Source organism: Legionella rubrilucens, from assembly GCF_001468125.1.
In the GTDB taxonomy this organism is placed as follows: Bacteria; Pseudomonadota; Gammaproteobacteria; order Legionellales; family Legionellaceae; genus Legionella_C; species Legionella_C rubrilucens.
This window is the reverse complement of record NZ_LNYT01000020.1, coordinates 271,598-286,418: the sequence shown is the minus strand read 5'-3', so window position 1 is coordinate 286,418 and position 14,821 is coordinate 271,598. Positions and strand designations below refer to the sequence as shown.

Genomic DNA, 14,821 nt, shown 5'->3' with positions numbered 1-14,821 from the left:
GAGAATACAATGACTGCATCTTTAAACCGCGTTCAATTAATCGGCAATTTAGGGGCTGATCCTAAAAGCATCACCGGAAAAGACGGACAATCTTTTGTCACAGCCACTTTAGCAACCAATGAGTCATTCAAACAGAATGATGAATGGCAAACCAGAGTGGAATGGTATCAGCTAGTGCTTTTTGGAAAGCTGACTAAAGTGACTGAATATTTAAAGAAAGGGGCGCAAGTATACCTTGAAGGCAAACTACGTTCTAATCAATGGACTGACAATGAAGGTAAAGCGCGTCAAGCCTTAAGCATTGTTGTCAGCCATATTCAGCTACTCAGCACACCCAAATCTACTGATGAATCAAGCAGCAAAACCGCAGAACAGCACATGGCTCAGATGCGAGAAATACTGCAACCCGATTCAGAAGAACTACCGTTTTGATCATACCCTACCACGGGAGCAAGCTCCTGTGTGGGATTGCCCCCTTAACACAAGGAGATAATCCCATGGACACCCCTTCAATCTACGTTGCCTGTTTAGCCTCTTACAATAACTCCATATTGTATGGTGTTTGGATAGATGCCACGCAAAGCGAAGATGACATCATAGAAGAAATCTGGGAAATGCTGGATAACAGCCCTGAACCCAATGCTGAAGAATATGCCATACATGATTATGAAGGATTCGGCAGCATCAAAATCCATGAGTACGAATCAATATGCAATATTGTGGAGTACACCTCATTTATCCAAGAACACGGGGAGCTGGGTTTAGCTCTTCTCTCTGACTATTCGATAGATGATGCACAAACTATGTTGGAGGAGCATTACCAAGGTTGTTATGATTCAGAGGTTGATTTTTCCAGGCAGTTATTTGATGACTGTTATGCCCATCAATTGCCGGATAGTTTGATCTGCTATTTTGATTATGAAGCTTTTGCTCGTGATCTTTTTATTAGTGATTATTGTTCGGTAGAGTTTGGTGGACAGGCATATATTTTTTCAAGCTATTAAGCCCCTCTTTGGGGCTTCTTTTCTACTAGTTTAAACTCTAAAACCACTTTGAAACTTCTATTAGGTTTTAAACAAGTATTATAGCCCGTTGATTCAATGTTACAATAATCGATTATTTAACTCAAAATGAACTGAAATGGGTTCTGGTGTATTTATAATTTTATCCGCAATACTCCATGCAACATGGAATACATTTGCCAAACGCAATTCAACTCCCTATTACGAAGTATTGGGAATTATGAGTTTTGCAACTGTATTCTCGCTTCTATTTATTCCTCTTTTCTCTGGTCCATTGTTTGAAACATCTGATTCCTTTTTATGGGCACTAACCTCCGGTTTATTTGAAGGAGGCTATATAATCACATTAGCTATCAGTTTTAGTCAGTCTTCGCTTGGGAAAGCCTACATTATTATGCGAGGTAGCGCCATGGTAATTGTCTGGTTTATCTCAGCATGCTTCCTTGGTGAAAATATAAATTTATTTAGTGTCATTGGTGTATCCTCTGTTCTTTTTGGATTGATACTAACAAGCCAAACTTTTAACCCTGATCAATCAAGACAACTGTTATTTCCTGTTCTATGTGGCATCTGCATTGCTGGTTATCATTTATGCTACGGTCGTTCTTTAGCATATGGTGCAAACCCAGCTGCGCTCTTTTCTGCAGCTTTATGGATTGCTTTGCCTTGTGTTTTTCTTTTGATGAAGAAAAAACAAAGACAAATATTCAAAGAACAAGTTAAATCCAATTGGAAAATGACTTCTCTAGGAGGAATTATAAGTGCATTATCTTTCTTGCTATTTTTAATTGGATTGCGTCATGCTGAAGCTGGTCTAGCCCTTACTCTTCGTAATACCTCAGTGGTATTTGCGCAAATATTTGCTTATTTTATTGGTGAAAAGATTTCCCAATATCAGTGGATTGGAGCTTTACTGGTAGCTTTTGGTGCTAGCTTAATATATCCATACTAAAAGTGCATGAGTCCATTGATCGTTTGTCATCCATAAGTTGACAAAAAATTCCCTTAAAATACTCTATAGAGTTATTAGCACTAGCGCTTAGCTGTAGTAAATAAGTATTTTCATTATCCCACCACAGAGCATCATGTGGCCCATAACAATTATTAACACTGGCAATGTATATATTGCTGGAAATCATATCACTCTTCGGGTTTAGGACAGTTAAATTAAAATTACTGTATCCACTAAATGAATTCATATTTGGCAATCTAGAAAGTGCTGGCTTCTTTATTGGGAAAGAGGCTTTATTGAAAACACGAAACCATGCAATTTGGTTTTTCTTTTCATTCTTCGGAAACATAACAAATTGAATTTCTTCTACTTGATTTTCATTACCATAAATAATTTGGCTATCTGGAATAAAGTCTAAGTTAAGATGGTTTAAATACTTAGTATAGGAATCCGGCCTGCTACTTCTAAGGATATTATGCATTGGCCATCTTAAATTCCATAAACTTGAAGGTGGTTTATATTCATTTCTATTAATGCACGCATTTTCTACGCAGTTGTTGTAGCGTGACCAATACGATAGTTCAAAAAAGCTCTTTTCTAAGATTTCACTTGATGATGAAAGAGGAGAAAAAAATTTACAAAGATCTAAGAACTCCTCATCCTTCAAATTTCCTTCAAGTAAACGAAGTTCAATATTAGTTCCATGGGATAAAAAACTTAACGTTTTAGATTTCGAATAATCATAACCAATCCAACAAATACTTTCCTGATTCAAAACGTGGGGTTTCATTTCCCAAACCCAATGATCGTATAAAGCAGCATGATCTAATGTTGATAAAGGCCCAAAATCATACAAAAATTGCTTACATCTTAAGAGAGCATTTTTATACTTAACAAAGTAGTAATAAGAGGAGAAATGAGCAGAACACCAAGCAGACCATTTTTTAAATTGATAATGACTTGGTTGTTCATTATAAGGAACATCTTCTTCCCTAAGTATAGGGTTATATAAAGTAACTTCATCCGTATGAGGTATCAAAATAACAAAATTTACTTTTTCTTGAGCCTGTGTAGGGGATATTTCGTGCACTAAATTCATTTCTTAATTCCAAGCATATTAAGATTGGGGGTTGTCTATAATTTGGTGGGGCTCAAACTAATAATTATAAATGAATGGTCTTTTCAGCCCCCCTTTCACTTCCTGTATTTTGTCATTACTCATAAAAAAACCAGTTATCGATGCCCGTACATGATTTCCTGCTGCATTTTCTACTTTTTTTATACAATGCAAAATATTATTTTTAAAAATAACCAATCGATTAGGTTTCGGTACGATATAATAGCCTATTCCATCGCCAATATAGTTATTCAACTCTGAGCTATTAAGGTGGAACCCTGCTTTTTTCATCTCATTATTAATTAAAGAGACTTCAGGATATTCAAATTCTTGCTGGTGTATAGGATTAATTAATAATTCGGCTCCCCAATTCATATCCCAATTAGGATGACAGTAATAAACATACGCGCCTGAGATTTTATATTTTCCGTCGGTATGCCAAGAAAGTCCTGAACCCCTTGGGTAAAGGTAGGGCCTAGCATAGAAAAAGTCCCAATCTCTATCTTTAAACCCTATTAAATGAGAAAACTCCGCAGAGCCCACAATTAGTGCCTGTATAAATAAATCAATTGTTGTATCGGTAGGGTAAATTTGCTCTGTAGTGCAGGGTTCAGGCCTTGAATGAGAAATAGTAACGTTACCCCACAGAGGAGCGCCATCCTCGAGACTAAAAGCATTTATCCATCTAGAAGAATGAACAAACTTAAATTTTTCAGTTTGAATAAAATTCCAAATTTTTTCAAAAGGGGATGGCTCTAAGAAATCATCGATTACTGCAAACACATCATTGTTTAAGATTAATTTCATACTACTTCTACAGCAAAATATCAGATGGAATACTTTTTCTCTTCTTTAGTTACCAAGGCATATACTCATCTTTATCTTCTTCTGCATCGATTCTATTAATATAAAATTCTTTCATCACATCTCCTTGTTCAAAATTATTTTTTAGCAGAGTGCCGATTATAAATTCAATAGATGAAAGTGGCAATTGAATTGAGGAGCTATTTTTTTTACACACTAGCCTATGGAAAATTTTGAAAGTGTAGCCAGAAGTGTAGCCAAGAATTCATGCTAGGGGATGTGGATTCGTTATAACCCTTGATGAGACTGGTCGGGACGGAAGGATTTGAACCTTCGACCACTAGCACCCCATGCTAGTACGCTACCAGGCTGCGCTACGCCCCGAACTGGATGGCAATAATACCGTGACCGATGAGAAATAACAAGCCTCTCGTTGTTAAATGCCCGCGGGTCAGGCGGGCATTGTTATTCCACTTTATTTCGTTCCCGATTGCCAGAACGCGATGTGAGCGCCGGCAGGATCCTTAAGGATAATAAAACGACCCATCTCACCTGCCTGGGTAATGGGCATGATGACCTGTGCACCGAGTTTTTCTGCCTTAGCCAAGGTTTTTTCCAGATCATCCACCAGAATATACCCCATCCAGTGCGATGGAATCTCCTCTTGTCTGTCATTAGGGATTTGCCAGAGACCGCCAAACTCCTGATCACGGTTTTTTATCATCGTGTAAGTGTACTCGCCCATGTCATGATCAGTGAATGTCCAGCCCAGCAATTGGCCATAAAACGATTTAGCCGCCTCCTTATCAGCGACAGCCAGTTCATTCCAGCAAAACTCCCCTGTCTGCGGTTGGTTCATTTTTACCTCCTTGTGATTGGATTTAATTGAGTATAGTCAAACGCGCTATTTTTTGACGGTAACCTTTTTAAGCGTTAACAAACTCGGTTATGATGGAGTCCATTAAATTGACAGAGTAACCGAGGGACTATCATGCCAATTCAATTAACTGACTGCCAACGCCGCTCCTGGGCTTCATCCCCCAGTGAACTGTCTTCTTTTTTAATTAATATCTCTGAATTGCTAATTGAAATTATCGCACCCAAAGCGCTGAAAAATGAGAAATCAGAATACAGCCAGCTTTTTTCGCAGGTTTCCACTAAAATCCTGCAATACATCAGCAGTGAAAACTTTAACGTCCTGGCCCTCTCCGGCGCCTATTTTCGCCACCAGAAAAAAGAAGGATTGATAACCTGGACTGTGGCCGATAATAACGGTTTGAATGCGCTTCTTGGGCCCTACCGGCAGGAAGCCAGCGCCTCAGCCTATCTCAACAGCTTCAGCACCGAGGAAAGAAGTGCAAGCGAGGCTCACTGCGCTTTCCTTCGTAGAATTTTATTCGCTGATCTTGAACCGTTGGTTGCCAAAGATAAACGTTATGATGATCTCCTGGCTTCCGCCATTAAAGTAATTGATTTTCTCACAACGCCCTATGCTGTTCTTTTTGAAGAAGCGGAAGTCCATAAAAAAACCACCTCCGGGACCGATTTACAGTGGAGCAGCATGCAAAAGGGCCTAAAAGGCGCTGTCGATGCTCTTTTTAAGATGAAAACCAAATCCGTTACTGCGTTTAAAAAGCCAATCAGCTCGAGACTGCAGGCGCAAGCGGCAAAGATGGAGAAGGATTTACAGATTTTTCAGTCCTGTCTTGCCGTAGAAAATGTCCGTCTGGAAGCCCAGGCTCATTATCTGACGCTTTCAGAGAAATACGAGCGCCTGCAGAAAAGACATGACGAACTGAGCGACTATATCCGTTCCCTGTCACCAGAACTCCCCAAAACAACCCCTCTTGAAGATTGTATTCGCGCTTATGGCGAACACTGGCAAGCCAGTTACGAAAAACTGAAACTGCAGAATTTTAAAAAACAGTATGAAGAATCCCTGGCTGAACAGGAAACCTTACGTCAGCAAATCAAAGCGAAACAGGCTGAAATTGAAAAACTAGTGCAAAAGGCTCCTCCCCTGCCGCTGAAGCAACCCCTGGAAGACTTAAAGGCGAAATGCGACAAGCTCCTCGAAGAAAACAAAGCCCTGATGGACAAAGCCTCTGAACTGGCAAACGCCCAGACATTAATGACACCTGAAAATAATCCGCAAAAAATGCCGTTCATTGCCTGGATAAAAAACCTGTTGAATCAATTAAAAAACCTGCAACAGGCCATGCAGCAGGCTAATAAAGCAATCGCAACCCTGAAACAGAACAATAAAGAATTAGCGGCGGAGAACCAGCATTTAAAGGATCAATTACAGACCGGGTTCGACAGTTCGCCCGCCATGATGCACCCCCATGACGAAGCCGTGCCGCGCCTTGAAACCTGGGAAAGCCTGTTGCAGCAACACTGCACGGGAACCAACAGCACTGGGGTGAAAGAGATCATGGCGGAAATTAAAAAACTGCAAAAAAAGGCCTGGCCCGAAACGGAAAAGTTATCGATGCTCAGCCTGAAAATGCGTGAAATCGCCGCAGCGCGCAAAGACAGCCATTGGTCAAAATCTCACTTTTTTGGTAAAGGGCGTCATCAGGGGGTCCAGTCGCTTTATACGTTGATGGCTGATGACGCGTTTTCCCTGCACAACAAGGCTTGCTGCAGACAATTGCAGGATATATTCAATACAACGCGCTTTGTTCATGGAAAAAACGAAAACAGAGAGGAGCAAAAACCTCTGTTAATTCAATAATGGAGAATTGGCAGCTTAAGAAATAAGCTTCATGAGCAACCCGGATACGCCCGCAGCCGTGTCCGGGTTATCAAGCATTTACTCTTGAGTTTTGACTTCAATTTTCTTTTGTACAGCCATGGGCTTTTTAGGAATGGCAATTTCCAGAACGCCGTGCTTGTAGGTGGCGCTGATCTGTGACTCATCGGCCGTTTGCGGCAGGCTGAATCGACGGTAAAACTGGCCCTGCACGCGTTCTACCCGGGAATAGCCGTTCTTTTCTTCCTTGCTTTCAAATTTTCTTTCGCCGCTGATGGTCAGAATGTTGTTTTCGAGAGCAATATGGATGTCATCCTTATTGACGCCAGGAATATCAGCCACCACCAGGAACTTTTCTTTTTCTTCTTTAATATCAACGGCCGGAGCCCAGGTTCCTGTGTCTACAAACGAAGAGTCTGCGCCATTATCGCGAAAGAAGTGGTCAAAAATATTACTTAAATCTTTTTGCAAGGGATAATAACTACGTATGTTCATCATTGTCTCCTGAAAGTTTAAGAAGGTGTGATATTAAACATAGGGGTTACTGTCTGTTTTTCAAGGGTTTGGCAAAAATTATTTAAAGGAATTTGAGGAGAACAGCTACGATTTGGGACTATTGACCAGAATATCATTGCCAATCTGATCGACCGGATCGCACTCGCCCGTGGTTTCATAGCCCGGGACGCCATCACCCAGCAAATCCACTTCGTCACCGCTGATAAACTGATTCTGGTTTAATTCATTGGAAGAGTCTTCCAGTGAGAGTTCGTCAGAAAAATCCGGTTCCGGCTTAACCAGGGTATCCACGGTCTCTTTTTCAAGATTACTCATCGATTTTCTCCGCTACCTCAATTTATTATAGACTTTATGCTGGTTTGTCGTCATCAGAGGGTTCCATTTGTTACCCTTAGCCAGTAACCGCGTACACACATCAACATCCAGCGGTTCACTGTAATAAAAGCCCTGAACCTGATCACTGTGATGTTTGCGCAGGTAGTTTAACTGCTCCCGGGTTTCTACCCCTTCTGCAAGAACCTCAAGGTTCATTTGTTTAGCCAGATTAATGATGGCTTCGACAATGTATTGTTCATTGTTATTGGAAGTAATTTCATCAATGAACAATTTATCAATTTTAAGTTTGTCGAAGGGAAAATGTTTTAAATAACCGAGATTGGAATACCCCGTGCCAAAATCATCGATCACAAAATGAACCCCTATTTCTTTAAGGTCACTCATTTTTTGCGCGCACTCATGAAAATTGGTGGTGATTGATGATTCTGAAATTTCCAACTCCAGTCGGGATGGATCGACCTGTGTTTCCTGAATAATACTTTTCGTGGTGTCAACAAAATGAGGATGCTGCAATTGGCTGATGGCAATATTGATTGCCATGCGCAGGGGGGCATAGCCTTGTTCCTGCCACTGTCGGCTTTGCAGGCAGGCCTCGCGCATGACCCATTCGCCGATGGGATTAATCAAGCCGTTTTTCTCAGCCAGCGGAATAAACACCTTGGGTGGAATATTACCCCACTGCGGATGATACCAACGCAGGAGTGCTTCTACACCCATTATGACATCGCCATCCAGAGTGATTAAAGGCTGGTACTGCAGTTTAAACTGATTATTGGACAGGGCTTCGTACAAGTCGAGTGTTAAATGGGTGTAACGCAAGACGTCATCGACGTATTCCGCACGGTAAAATTGATAGGTGTTACGGCCATTCTTTTTTGCATTGTACATGGCAATGTCAGCTTCTTTACTTAATTGCTCCGACGGACGCATGGAATCAAAATTGGCAAAGCTGATGCCTATGCTGGTCGACATCTGGCATTTGTATTCATTCAGAATGAACGGCTCTGACAGAATGGCAATGATTTTATCAGCAAGATGCGCCACCTGATCTTCATTGATATGACCGTCAACCACCACAATGAATTCATCACCGCCCAAGCGATAAATATTATCGACTTTACGCAGGTTTTTTCTTAGGCGCTTAGCCACCTGCCTCAATAACAAATCCCCGTAACTGTGTCCCCAGGCGTCATTGATCTGCTTAAACTCATCCAGATCAAGAAACAACACGGCTAAGGATAATTTTTGCCGCATGCACCGCTCAATGATGAAAGGGAGCTGGTTGTTGAACTGATTGCGATTGGCAAGGCCCGTTAACAGGTCATAATTGGCGAGATACTGCAGTTGCTGATTGACTTTGGTTAACTGATCTTCATTTTTTTTGCGCTCAATCGTATATCGGATAACCCGATCGAGCAGTTGCCCGTTCAACTCCTGTTTATTCAGGCAATCACTGGCTCCTGCATCGGTGGCTTCGGTACTGCCTTCTTCGGAGGCTAAAACAATAAAAGGCACATCACTGCCTTTGCCGATGGCTCGTCTTACCAGATTAAGCCCATCCAGGGGTTCGGCTTCGAAATCAATCAGGCAGACATCCACATGGCCACTCAGGGTTTCCGCCAGCGCATTATCAGAATCAAGAACCACATTCACCCGGAAACGGCTCTTTCTAATCGCGCTCAACAGCTTTTTGATGCGTAATAATTCCTTTTTCTCATCACCGGCCAATAACACCTGGATTTCCATAATTAACTCCCTACGCCAATAAAGTTAACACGCAGCCGTCTCATTGCGTGAAATAATCGTGTACGACAGGGCTTTAAATCGCTTGGGTTCATGCGGTGAGTCATTTTGCATCCCTTCATGGTCAATCCTAAGCCGGTGCTTCCTATCCAAGCCAGAATATATGTAAAAGTATAGTCAACGCAGGGTGAATTGCTCAGGTTTTCAGGAGGGCAGGGAATGCTCAAGGGCATTACCGCAGCCAACCGCCTTGCCATCGAAGCGAAGACTGTTGCCTGCGGTGAATTCAGGACAGGTTAATTAGCTGAAGGCATTGATACCGGTAATGTGTCGGCCCAATACCAGGGTGTGAACATTATCTGTTCCTTCGTAGGTGAACACGGATTCCAGATTCAGCATGTGGCGAATCACGCTGTATTCCAGGCTAATCCCGTTGCCGCCTAATAAATTACGGCATTGGCGAGCTATTTTCAGCGCCTCGCGGCAGGCATTGCCTTTGGCGAGTGAAATCATGACCGGCGTTTCACGCTGCTGATCTTTTAAGCGGCCAATCTGCAGGTTCAAGCACTGGGCCTTGATAATTTCCGTGTACATCTCGGCTAAGTCTTTCTGAATCAACTGAAACGAAGCCAATGGACGGTCAAATTGCTTACGCTCCAACAGGTAGTCGCGGGTTTCATTAAAGCAGGCCATGGCGGCTCCCATTGCCCCCCAGGCAATGCCGTAACGGGCCTGGCTGAGGCAGCTTAAAGCCGCGCCCAAGCCCTTTTCAGTCCCCGGCAACAGGTTTTCATCGGGAACAAAAACATCTTCAAACACCAGTTCGCCGGTAATGGAAGCCCTTAATGACATCTTGTGTTTAATTTCCGGGGCGCTGAAGCCTTTACTTCCTTTTTCAACGATGAAACCACGAATGCCGCTCTCGGTTTTTGCCCAGACGATGGCAATGTCAGCAATCGGCGCATTGGTGATCCACATTTTACTGCCGTTTAAACGCCAACCGCCATCCACTTTCTTAGCCTGAGTGCGCATGCTGGCTGGATCAGAGCCGGAATCGGGTTCCGTCAGCCCAAAGCAGCCAATGACCTCACCCGCCGCCATGGCGGGTAAAAAGCGCATTTTTTGCTCTTCATTACCGTAACGGAAGATGGGGTACATGCACAGCGAACTTTGTACAGAGACAAAGCTGCGCAGGCCGCTGTCGCCTTTTTCCAATTCCTGACAAACGAGGCCATAGGCCACATAAGAGGCTTCCGCACCGCCATATTGCGCCGGCAGGGTTAAACCCAACAGGCCCAAATCCGCTGATTTTTTAATCAATTGACGTGGGAATTGCCCGTGCTCGAACGATTCAGCCATTAAGGGAATCACATCGTTGTTGACAAAGCGCGCGACACTTTCGCGAATCATACGTTCGTCGTCGTGCAATTGTTCGTCAAGAAATAACAAGTCGTCCACCTTCTTTCTCCCTTTTTACTGAATGCAATGCCAAAACGGCCGCAATAATTGAATCCCGGCTGGGCAATAAATACTGCCAGGCGGTACCTAACGGAATAAAGCAGTCTTCGCCCGTGATGCGTTTGATTTTCAAACGGGAGGGGGCTTCTTCCATCAACAGTGTCATTAACCCTTCACTGACAGACGCGCTGCGTCGACCTTCATCGACAATAAGCACGCGTTTGGCTTTAGCCACTTCTTTGATAATGGCGGCTGCCGGCAAGGGGCTTAACCAGCGCAAATCGACAATTTTGGTTTTAATGTTGTACTGCTCTTCTAATAGTTTAGCGGCCTGCCGGGATAAATAGTAACCATTGGCATAGGTTAGAATGACGGTATCCCCTTGCCCATAAACGCCGACCTCCCCGAGTTCAATGGTTTGTTCAGGTGAGGGATAGTCAAACAGCCAGCCGTTGTCGCCGTTTTCATGCAAATCCTTGGTCATGTAAAGGGCAATGGGTTCAAGGAAGACTACAATACGGCCTTCCCTGTAAGCCAGGCGCATGGCCGTACGTAACATTTTCGCCGCATCCGGCCCATTGGAAGGGCAGGCGACGATGACGCCGGGTAAATCACGCAGCACCGCAATGGAATTGTCATTGTGAAAATGACCGCCAAAGCCTTTCTGGTAGGCTAAGGACGCAATGCGTATAACCATGGGATTCTGGTATTGGCCGCTTGAAAAAAATGACAGCGTGGCCGCTTCGCCCCGTAACTGGTCTTCGGCATTGTGCAAATAAGCCAAAAACTGAATTTCAGGTACTGGAATGAAGCCATTGTGCGCAAGGCCAATAGCGGTACCCAGTATGGTGGTTTCATCCAGCAGGCTGTCAAAGACGCGGCGTTGACCAAAGCGGGCCTGCAAATCAGCGGTGACGCGGTAAACGCCGCCTTTTTTACCCACATCCTCACCAAAAACCAGCATATTGGGGTATTGCATCATCAAATCAGTTAACGCGAAATTAATCTGTTGGCAAAGGTTGCGCTTTAATTTTAACTGATTGGCCGCTGCCCCATAGACCGCCATCCGCCGGGTTTCATCCGGCAAGGGGAAATCGGCTTTCGGCTGCACTTTGGGCGTGATCGACGTCATGATCTGTCGGGCGCTGGTCATGCGCGGCAGGCGTATGGCCTCTGTCGCCTTGGCTTCGATTAAAGCCCGGTTATCACGGTACAAATCAATCATGGCTTTTTGCGACATCCAGCCGCCATCGTATAAAATGCGGGCGGAATGCAGCAACGGGTCATGGCTTTCAATGAGTTCAATTTTACTCTGGCTGTGGTATTGCGATTCGATGTCTGAACCGGCATGCCCCAGCAGGCGCACGCAGCGCATGTGCAGGAAAACAGGTTGTTTTTTATGACGGGCGATGGCGTCTGCCTGACGCGCTTTCAGGTAAACATCGGCCATGTTCAGACCATCACAATGCAGGTAGTGAATACCGGGACGCTGTTTCACCGAAGACTCGATCCAACTGTCAGGGGTCGGCACGGAAATGCCGATGCCATTGTCTTCGCAAATGAAAACAAGAGGCAGGGGGTAATTCTGACTGGCTATCCAGGAACAGGCATTTAACGTGGTTTGACTTGAGGCATGATTGGTTGAAGCATCGCCGAACGAGCAGAGGATGACGCTGTCAGGCGATAAATTGGCGGTAATGCCCAACTCTTTGGCTCGGGTGATGGACAAGGCCGCGCCCAGCGCCTTCGGCAGGTGCGAAGCAATCGTCGAGGTTTGCGGCGGGATATTCAAAGGCACACTGCCAAATACTTTATGACGGCCGCCTGAAATCGGATCGTCTGCGGCAGCCACCAGCGAGAGGAGAATGTCCCTCACTCCATCGCACCCCGCCACCTGCTTTGACCGCTGCAGGTAAAAGCCGCCGCTTCGGTAGTGCAGAAACGCCATATCGGACGGTGAAAAAACCTCGCCAAACACGGCATTGCCTTCATGGCCGCTGCTGCCAATGGTATAAAAGGACAAACCCTTTTCTTTAAGCTGGCGGGCAATTAAATCAAGCAGGCGCGATTTCATTTGCGAATCGAAAATCTCGATGCTTGTTTTTTTATCCATGCCGGCCTGAGAGGGAGTCAATACGCTTCGGGGAGCAGGAAAATCCCCCTTTTGAACGCGCTTTATAAATTGTTCGTCGACAACACTCGCTCTATCTAACATTTTCCACACCCTGTTTTGTTAGTATCCCTATGTTACCCAAGCTTTGGTGAGCCACGACGCCTTTTCATGGACAAGTATCAAGAAAAGGATTTTCCAGCCGATAACAAAGGCATCAGTATAGTGAAATGACTTTAGAAAAGACAAGAAAAATTGGTGGTGAGCGCAGATAAAGGATGCCATCATGGCCTTTGACATTGGTGCGGTACAAAACGTACGCTTAAATCCGGTGCAGGAACTCAAACTCGCAAAACCGGCCGTGGACCTGTACGTTGGCCAGATCCTTAAAAGCGTTGTCATCGGGGCCTTAAAAGAGGATCAGGTCACCATCCAAATCAACGGCCAGAATATCAATGCCAAGACCGCACACCATTTTGCTCCGGGAGAAGTGCTGGATGTGAAGGTGCTGCAAATCGGGGAAGAAACCATTTTGCAGGTGTTAAGCGATAAAGCGCCGCCCTCCCCCATTCAAACGGCCCTGGCCCAGAACCTGCCGCGACAAGCCCCGGCCACAGCCCTGCTGGCCACACTCCATGCGCTGGTGGCGCATCCGAAGCTTCCGGTTAATGTCAAAGAACAGATAAACCACATCCTTTCAAGCCTTCCGACTATTTCGCAATTGCCGAAACAGATGATGCAGGCGGTCAGTCAAAGCGGCCTGTTTCTGGAAGCGAATCTGCTGACCGCCGCCGTGACGCCGACGGCCTTACCGCCGGCGGCCCTTGCCAGTGATTTGAAAGCACAGTACCTGCGCTTGCTAGATACCTTAGCACAACAGGGCATCACCCCGCCTGCCAAACCCATGGCCAGCACGGGGTATGAAATGGCTGAGAATGATTCCCTGCCACTGCCCGGTGCAGTACCGCAACCCCATCATCGCCTGGAGCCCAAATCCCTGCAATCCATGGCGGACATGCCGGTGGAGAAACTGTTGTCCGTGCTAAGCGAGCACACGGAACATGCGCTTGCCCGCATCAATACCAGTCAATACGCTCACTTGATGAAAACGCCGGATCAGCCTTACAGCCTGATGCTGGATTTACCAATAAGAACGCCCGATGGCCAGGAAGCCATCCCCCTGCTGATTAATGAAGAACATCAGAACAACCTGATGCCGCCGCGATATAGCATTTCATTTGCCTTAAGCTTAAACGATCTGGGCGATTTGCAGGGCACAATAACTATGTATCAGAACACCATTGATATCCACATCAACGCGGACAAGCCAGCCACCCTGGATTTGTTACAGGATCATCACGATGAATTTTCACAACTGGTCAGCGATTTGGGGCTGAATTTAGGCGCCTTTGGCCTGCATCTTGGGCTTGAAGACAACAAAATCGACGGCAGCCGCTTTTCTTTACTGGACTTGAAAGTATGAACAAGACACCGCCACAGGCCGTAGCCCTGCAATACGATGGTGAATCAGCCCCGCGGGTGGTGGCCAAGGGTGAGGGGTTTATTGCCGAGCAAATCATCAAAGTCGCCCAGGAAAACGGCATCCCGCTTGAAAAAGACCCCGAGTTGACAGCCATGCTATCCAAAGTCAAATTAAATGATGAGATTCCCCCATCCCTTTATCTGGCCGTCGCACAATTACTGGCTTTCCTTTATTATCTTAATGATAAAAAGCCCGAAGGCTACGCAAGCGAAGAACGGCGGGGATGATTGGCAAATAATAAGCAATCAAACTACAATTTGAGCTAAATGACGAAGAAGGAATAACAACATGAAATGGATGGCCTTAATACCCTTCGTTTTACTGACTGGCTGTAACTACAGCAATACCGAATTTGTTCAATACCAGCAGGTCCTGGTGGTTCCGCCTCATCAAACCATCACCATTGTCAAAGACGCCCCGGTGGATGTGACCACAACACGTGTGGAGTGTTATTGATTTTTTATC

General features: G+C 45.0%; 16 protein-coding genes and 1 tRNA gene. 7 read left to right on the top strand and 10 right to left on the bottom strand.

The features are described 5' to 3' along the window. Positions 1 to 9: 9 nt before the first annotated feature. The 3 genes from Lrub_RS09075 to Lrub_RS09065 all read left to right on the top strand — a co-directional run bounded on the left by Lrub_RS09075 (position 10) and on the right by Lrub_RS09065 (position 1,974). Positions 10 to 432, top strand: coding sequence for a single-stranded DNA-binding protein (locus Lrub_RS09075; protein WP_014842629.1), 423 nt, complete (start codon positions 10 to 12; stop codon positions 430 to 432). A 65-nt stretch (positions 433 to 497) separates the two neighbouring features. Next, entirely contained in the window at positions 498 to 1,004 is a 507-nt protein-coding gene (locus Lrub_RS09070; RefSeq protein ID WP_014842630.1) for an antirestriction protein ArdA, read from the top strand. Positions 1,005 to 1,140: 136 nt separating this feature from the next. Beyond that, complete coding sequence (locus Lrub_RS09065) at positions 1,141 to 1,974, top strand: EamA family transporter (RefSeq protein WP_014842631.1); 834 nt, start codon at positions 1,141 to 1,143, stop codon at positions 1,972 to 1,974. Here the strand turns inward: Lrub_RS09065 and Lrub_RS09060 are convergent. The 5 genes from Lrub_RS09060 to Lrub_RS09045 form a co-directional block, all read right to left on the bottom strand. After that, a complete protein-coding gene (locus tag Lrub_RS09060; protein WP_014842632.1) occupies positions 1,952 to 3,073 on the bottom strand; it encodes a hypothetical protein in 1,122 nt (373 codons plus the stop codon). The two genes, Lrub_RS09065 and Lrub_RS09060, sit on opposite strands and share 23 nt — an antisense overlap. A 57-nt stretch (positions 3,074 to 3,130) precedes the next feature. Further along, entirely contained in the window at positions 3,131 to 3,898 is a 768-nt protein-coding gene (locus Lrub_RS09055; protein ID WP_014842633.1) for a 2OG-Fe(II) oxygenase, read from the bottom strand. Between the two features lie 49 nt (positions 3,899 to 3,947). Continuing rightward, the gene (locus Lrub_RS14920) at positions 3,948 to 4,112 is read right to left on the bottom strand and encodes a hypothetical protein (protein WP_162263136.1); all 165 of its coding nucleotides are present in this window, start codon (positions 4,110 to 4,112) and stop codon (positions 3,948 to 3,950) included. Positions 4,113 to 4,202: 90 nt separating this feature from the next. Next, positions 4,203 to 4,279 (bottom strand) — tRNA-Pro (locus Lrub_RS09050). A gap of 91 nt (positions 4,280 to 4,370) precedes the next feature. Further along, a complete protein-coding gene (locus Lrub_RS09045; protein WP_058531852.1) occupies positions 4,371 to 4,754 on the bottom strand; it encodes a VOC family protein in 384 nt (127 codons plus the stop codon). 132 nt (positions 4,755 to 4,886) lie between these two features. Between Lrub_RS09045 and Lrub_RS09040 the strand changes: the two genes are divergently transcribed. Next, positions 4,887 to 6,632 carry a hypothetical protein gene (locus Lrub_RS09040; RefSeq protein ID WP_058531851.1) on the top strand — a complete coding sequence of 582 codons (1,746 nt, stop codon included), beginning with the start codon at positions 4,887 to 4,889 and terminating at the stop codon, positions 6,630 to 6,632. 78 nt (positions 6,633 to 6,710) lie between these two features. On the opposite strand, the gene Lrub_RS09035 is transcribed toward Lrub_RS09040, so the two are convergent. The 5 genes from Lrub_RS09035 to Lrub_RS09015 form a co-directional block, all read right to left on the bottom strand. Continuing rightward, a complete protein-coding gene (locus Lrub_RS09035) occupies positions 6,711 to 7,145 on the bottom strand; it encodes an Hsp20/alpha crystallin family protein (RefSeq protein WP_058531850.1) in 435 nt (144 codons plus the stop codon). A 105-nt stretch (positions 7,146 to 7,250) separates the two neighbouring features. Continuing rightward, positions 7,251 to 7,481, bottom strand: a complete 231-nt coding sequence (locus Lrub_RS09030) for a hypothetical protein (protein WP_058531849.1) — start codon at positions 7,479 to 7,481, stop codon at positions 7,251 to 7,253. A gap of 12 nt (positions 7,482 to 7,493) precedes the next feature. Then, complete coding sequence (locus Lrub_RS09025) at positions 7,494 to 9,248, bottom strand: GGDEF/EAL domain-containing response regulator (RefSeq protein ID WP_058531848.1); 1,755 nt, start codon at positions 9,246 to 9,248, stop codon at positions 7,494 to 7,496. A gap of 297 nt (positions 9,249 to 9,545) precedes the next feature. Continuing rightward, complete coding sequence (locus Lrub_RS09020) at positions 9,546 to 10,703, bottom strand: acyl-CoA dehydrogenase family protein (RefSeq protein WP_058531847.1); 1,158 nt, start codon at positions 10,701 to 10,703, stop codon at positions 9,546 to 9,548. Next, positions 10,681 to 12,918: a dehydrogenase E1 component subunit alpha/beta gene (locus Lrub_RS09015; RefSeq protein WP_058531846.1), complete on the bottom strand. Its 2,238-nt coding sequence runs from the start codon at positions 12,916 to 12,918 to the stop codon at positions 10,681 to 10,683. Before Lrub_RS09015 ends, Lrub_RS09020 begins: the two co-directional genes overlap by 23 nt. Before the next feature lie 181 nt (positions 12,919 to 13,099). Here Lrub_RS09015 and fliK point away from each other — a divergent pair, with 181 nt between their 5' ends. From fliK to Lrub_RS14775, 3 genes are all read left to right on the top strand, one after another. After that, positions 13,100 to 14,296, top strand: coding sequence for a flagellar hook-length control protein FliK (gene fliK / locus Lrub_RS09010; protein ID WP_058531845.1), 1,197 nt, complete (start codon positions 13,100 to 13,102; stop codon positions 14,294 to 14,296). After that, a complete protein-coding gene (locus Lrub_RS09005; RefSeq protein ID WP_058531844.1) occupies positions 14,293 to 14,583 on the top strand; it encodes an EscU/YscU/HrcU family type III secretion system export apparatus switch protein in 291 nt (96 codons plus the stop codon). The genes fliK and Lrub_RS09005 overlap by 4 nt, the downstream gene beginning before the upstream one ends. Before the next feature lie 61 nt (positions 14,584 to 14,644). Next, positions 14,645 to 14,812 (top strand): hypothetical protein, encoded by a 168-nt coding sequence (locus Lrub_RS14775; RefSeq protein WP_156413036.1) that lies wholly within the window; start codon positions 14,645 to 14,647, stop codon positions 14,810 to 14,812. Positions 14,813 to 14,821: the final 9 nt, after the last annotated feature.

Coding starts and splice junctions, on each gene's coding strand:
- Lrub_RS09075 (WP_014842629.1), top strand. CDS start 10: ATGACTGCATCTTTAAACCGCGTTCAATTAATCGGCAATTTAGGGGCT.
- Lrub_RS09070 (WP_014842630.1), top strand. CDS start 498: ATGGACACCCCTTCAATCTACGTTGCCTGTTTAGCCTCTTACAATAAC.
- Lrub_RS09065 (WP_014842631.1), top strand. CDS start 1,141: ATGGGTTCTGGTGTATTTATAATTTTATCCGCAATACTCCATGCAACA.
- Lrub_RS09060 (WP_014842632.1), bottom strand. CDS start 3,073: ATGAATTTAGTGCACGAAATATCCCCTACACAGGCTCAAGAAAAAGTA.
- Lrub_RS09055 (WP_014842633.1), bottom strand. CDS start 3,898: ATGAAATTAATCTTAAACAATGATGTGTTTGCAGTAATCGATGATTTC.
- Lrub_RS09045 (WP_058531852.1), bottom strand. CDS start 4,754: ATGAACCAACCGCAGACAGGGGAGTTTTGCTGGAATGAACTGGCTGTC.
- Lrub_RS09040 (WP_058531851.1), top strand. CDS start 4,887: ATGCCAATTCAATTAACTGACTGCCAACGCCGCTCCTGGGCTTCATCC.
- Lrub_RS09035 (WP_058531850.1), bottom strand. CDS start 7,145: ATGAACATACGTAGTTATTATCCCTTGCAAAAAGATTTAAGTAATATT.
- Lrub_RS09030 (WP_058531849.1), bottom strand. CDS start 7,481: ATGAGTAATCTTGAAAAAGAGACCGTGGATACCCTGGTTAAGCCGGAA.
- Lrub_RS09025 (WP_058531848.1), bottom strand. CDS start 9,248: ATGGAAATCCAGGTGTTATTGGCCGGTGATGAGAAAAAGGAATTATTA.
- Lrub_RS09015 (WP_058531846.1), bottom strand. CDS start 12,918: ATGTTAGATAGAGCGAGTGTTGTCGACGAACAATTTATAAAGCGCGTT.
- fliK (WP_058531845.1), top strand. CDS start 13,100: ATGGCCTTTGACATTGGTGCGGTACAAAACGTACGCTTAAATCCGGTG.
- Lrub_RS09005 (WP_058531844.1), top strand. CDS start 14,293: ATGAACAAGACACCGCCACAGGCCGTAGCCCTGCAATACGATGGTGAA.
- Lrub_RS14775 (WP_156413036.1), top strand. CDS start 14,645: ATGAAATGGATGGCCTTAATACCCTTCGTTTTACTGACTGGCTGTAAC.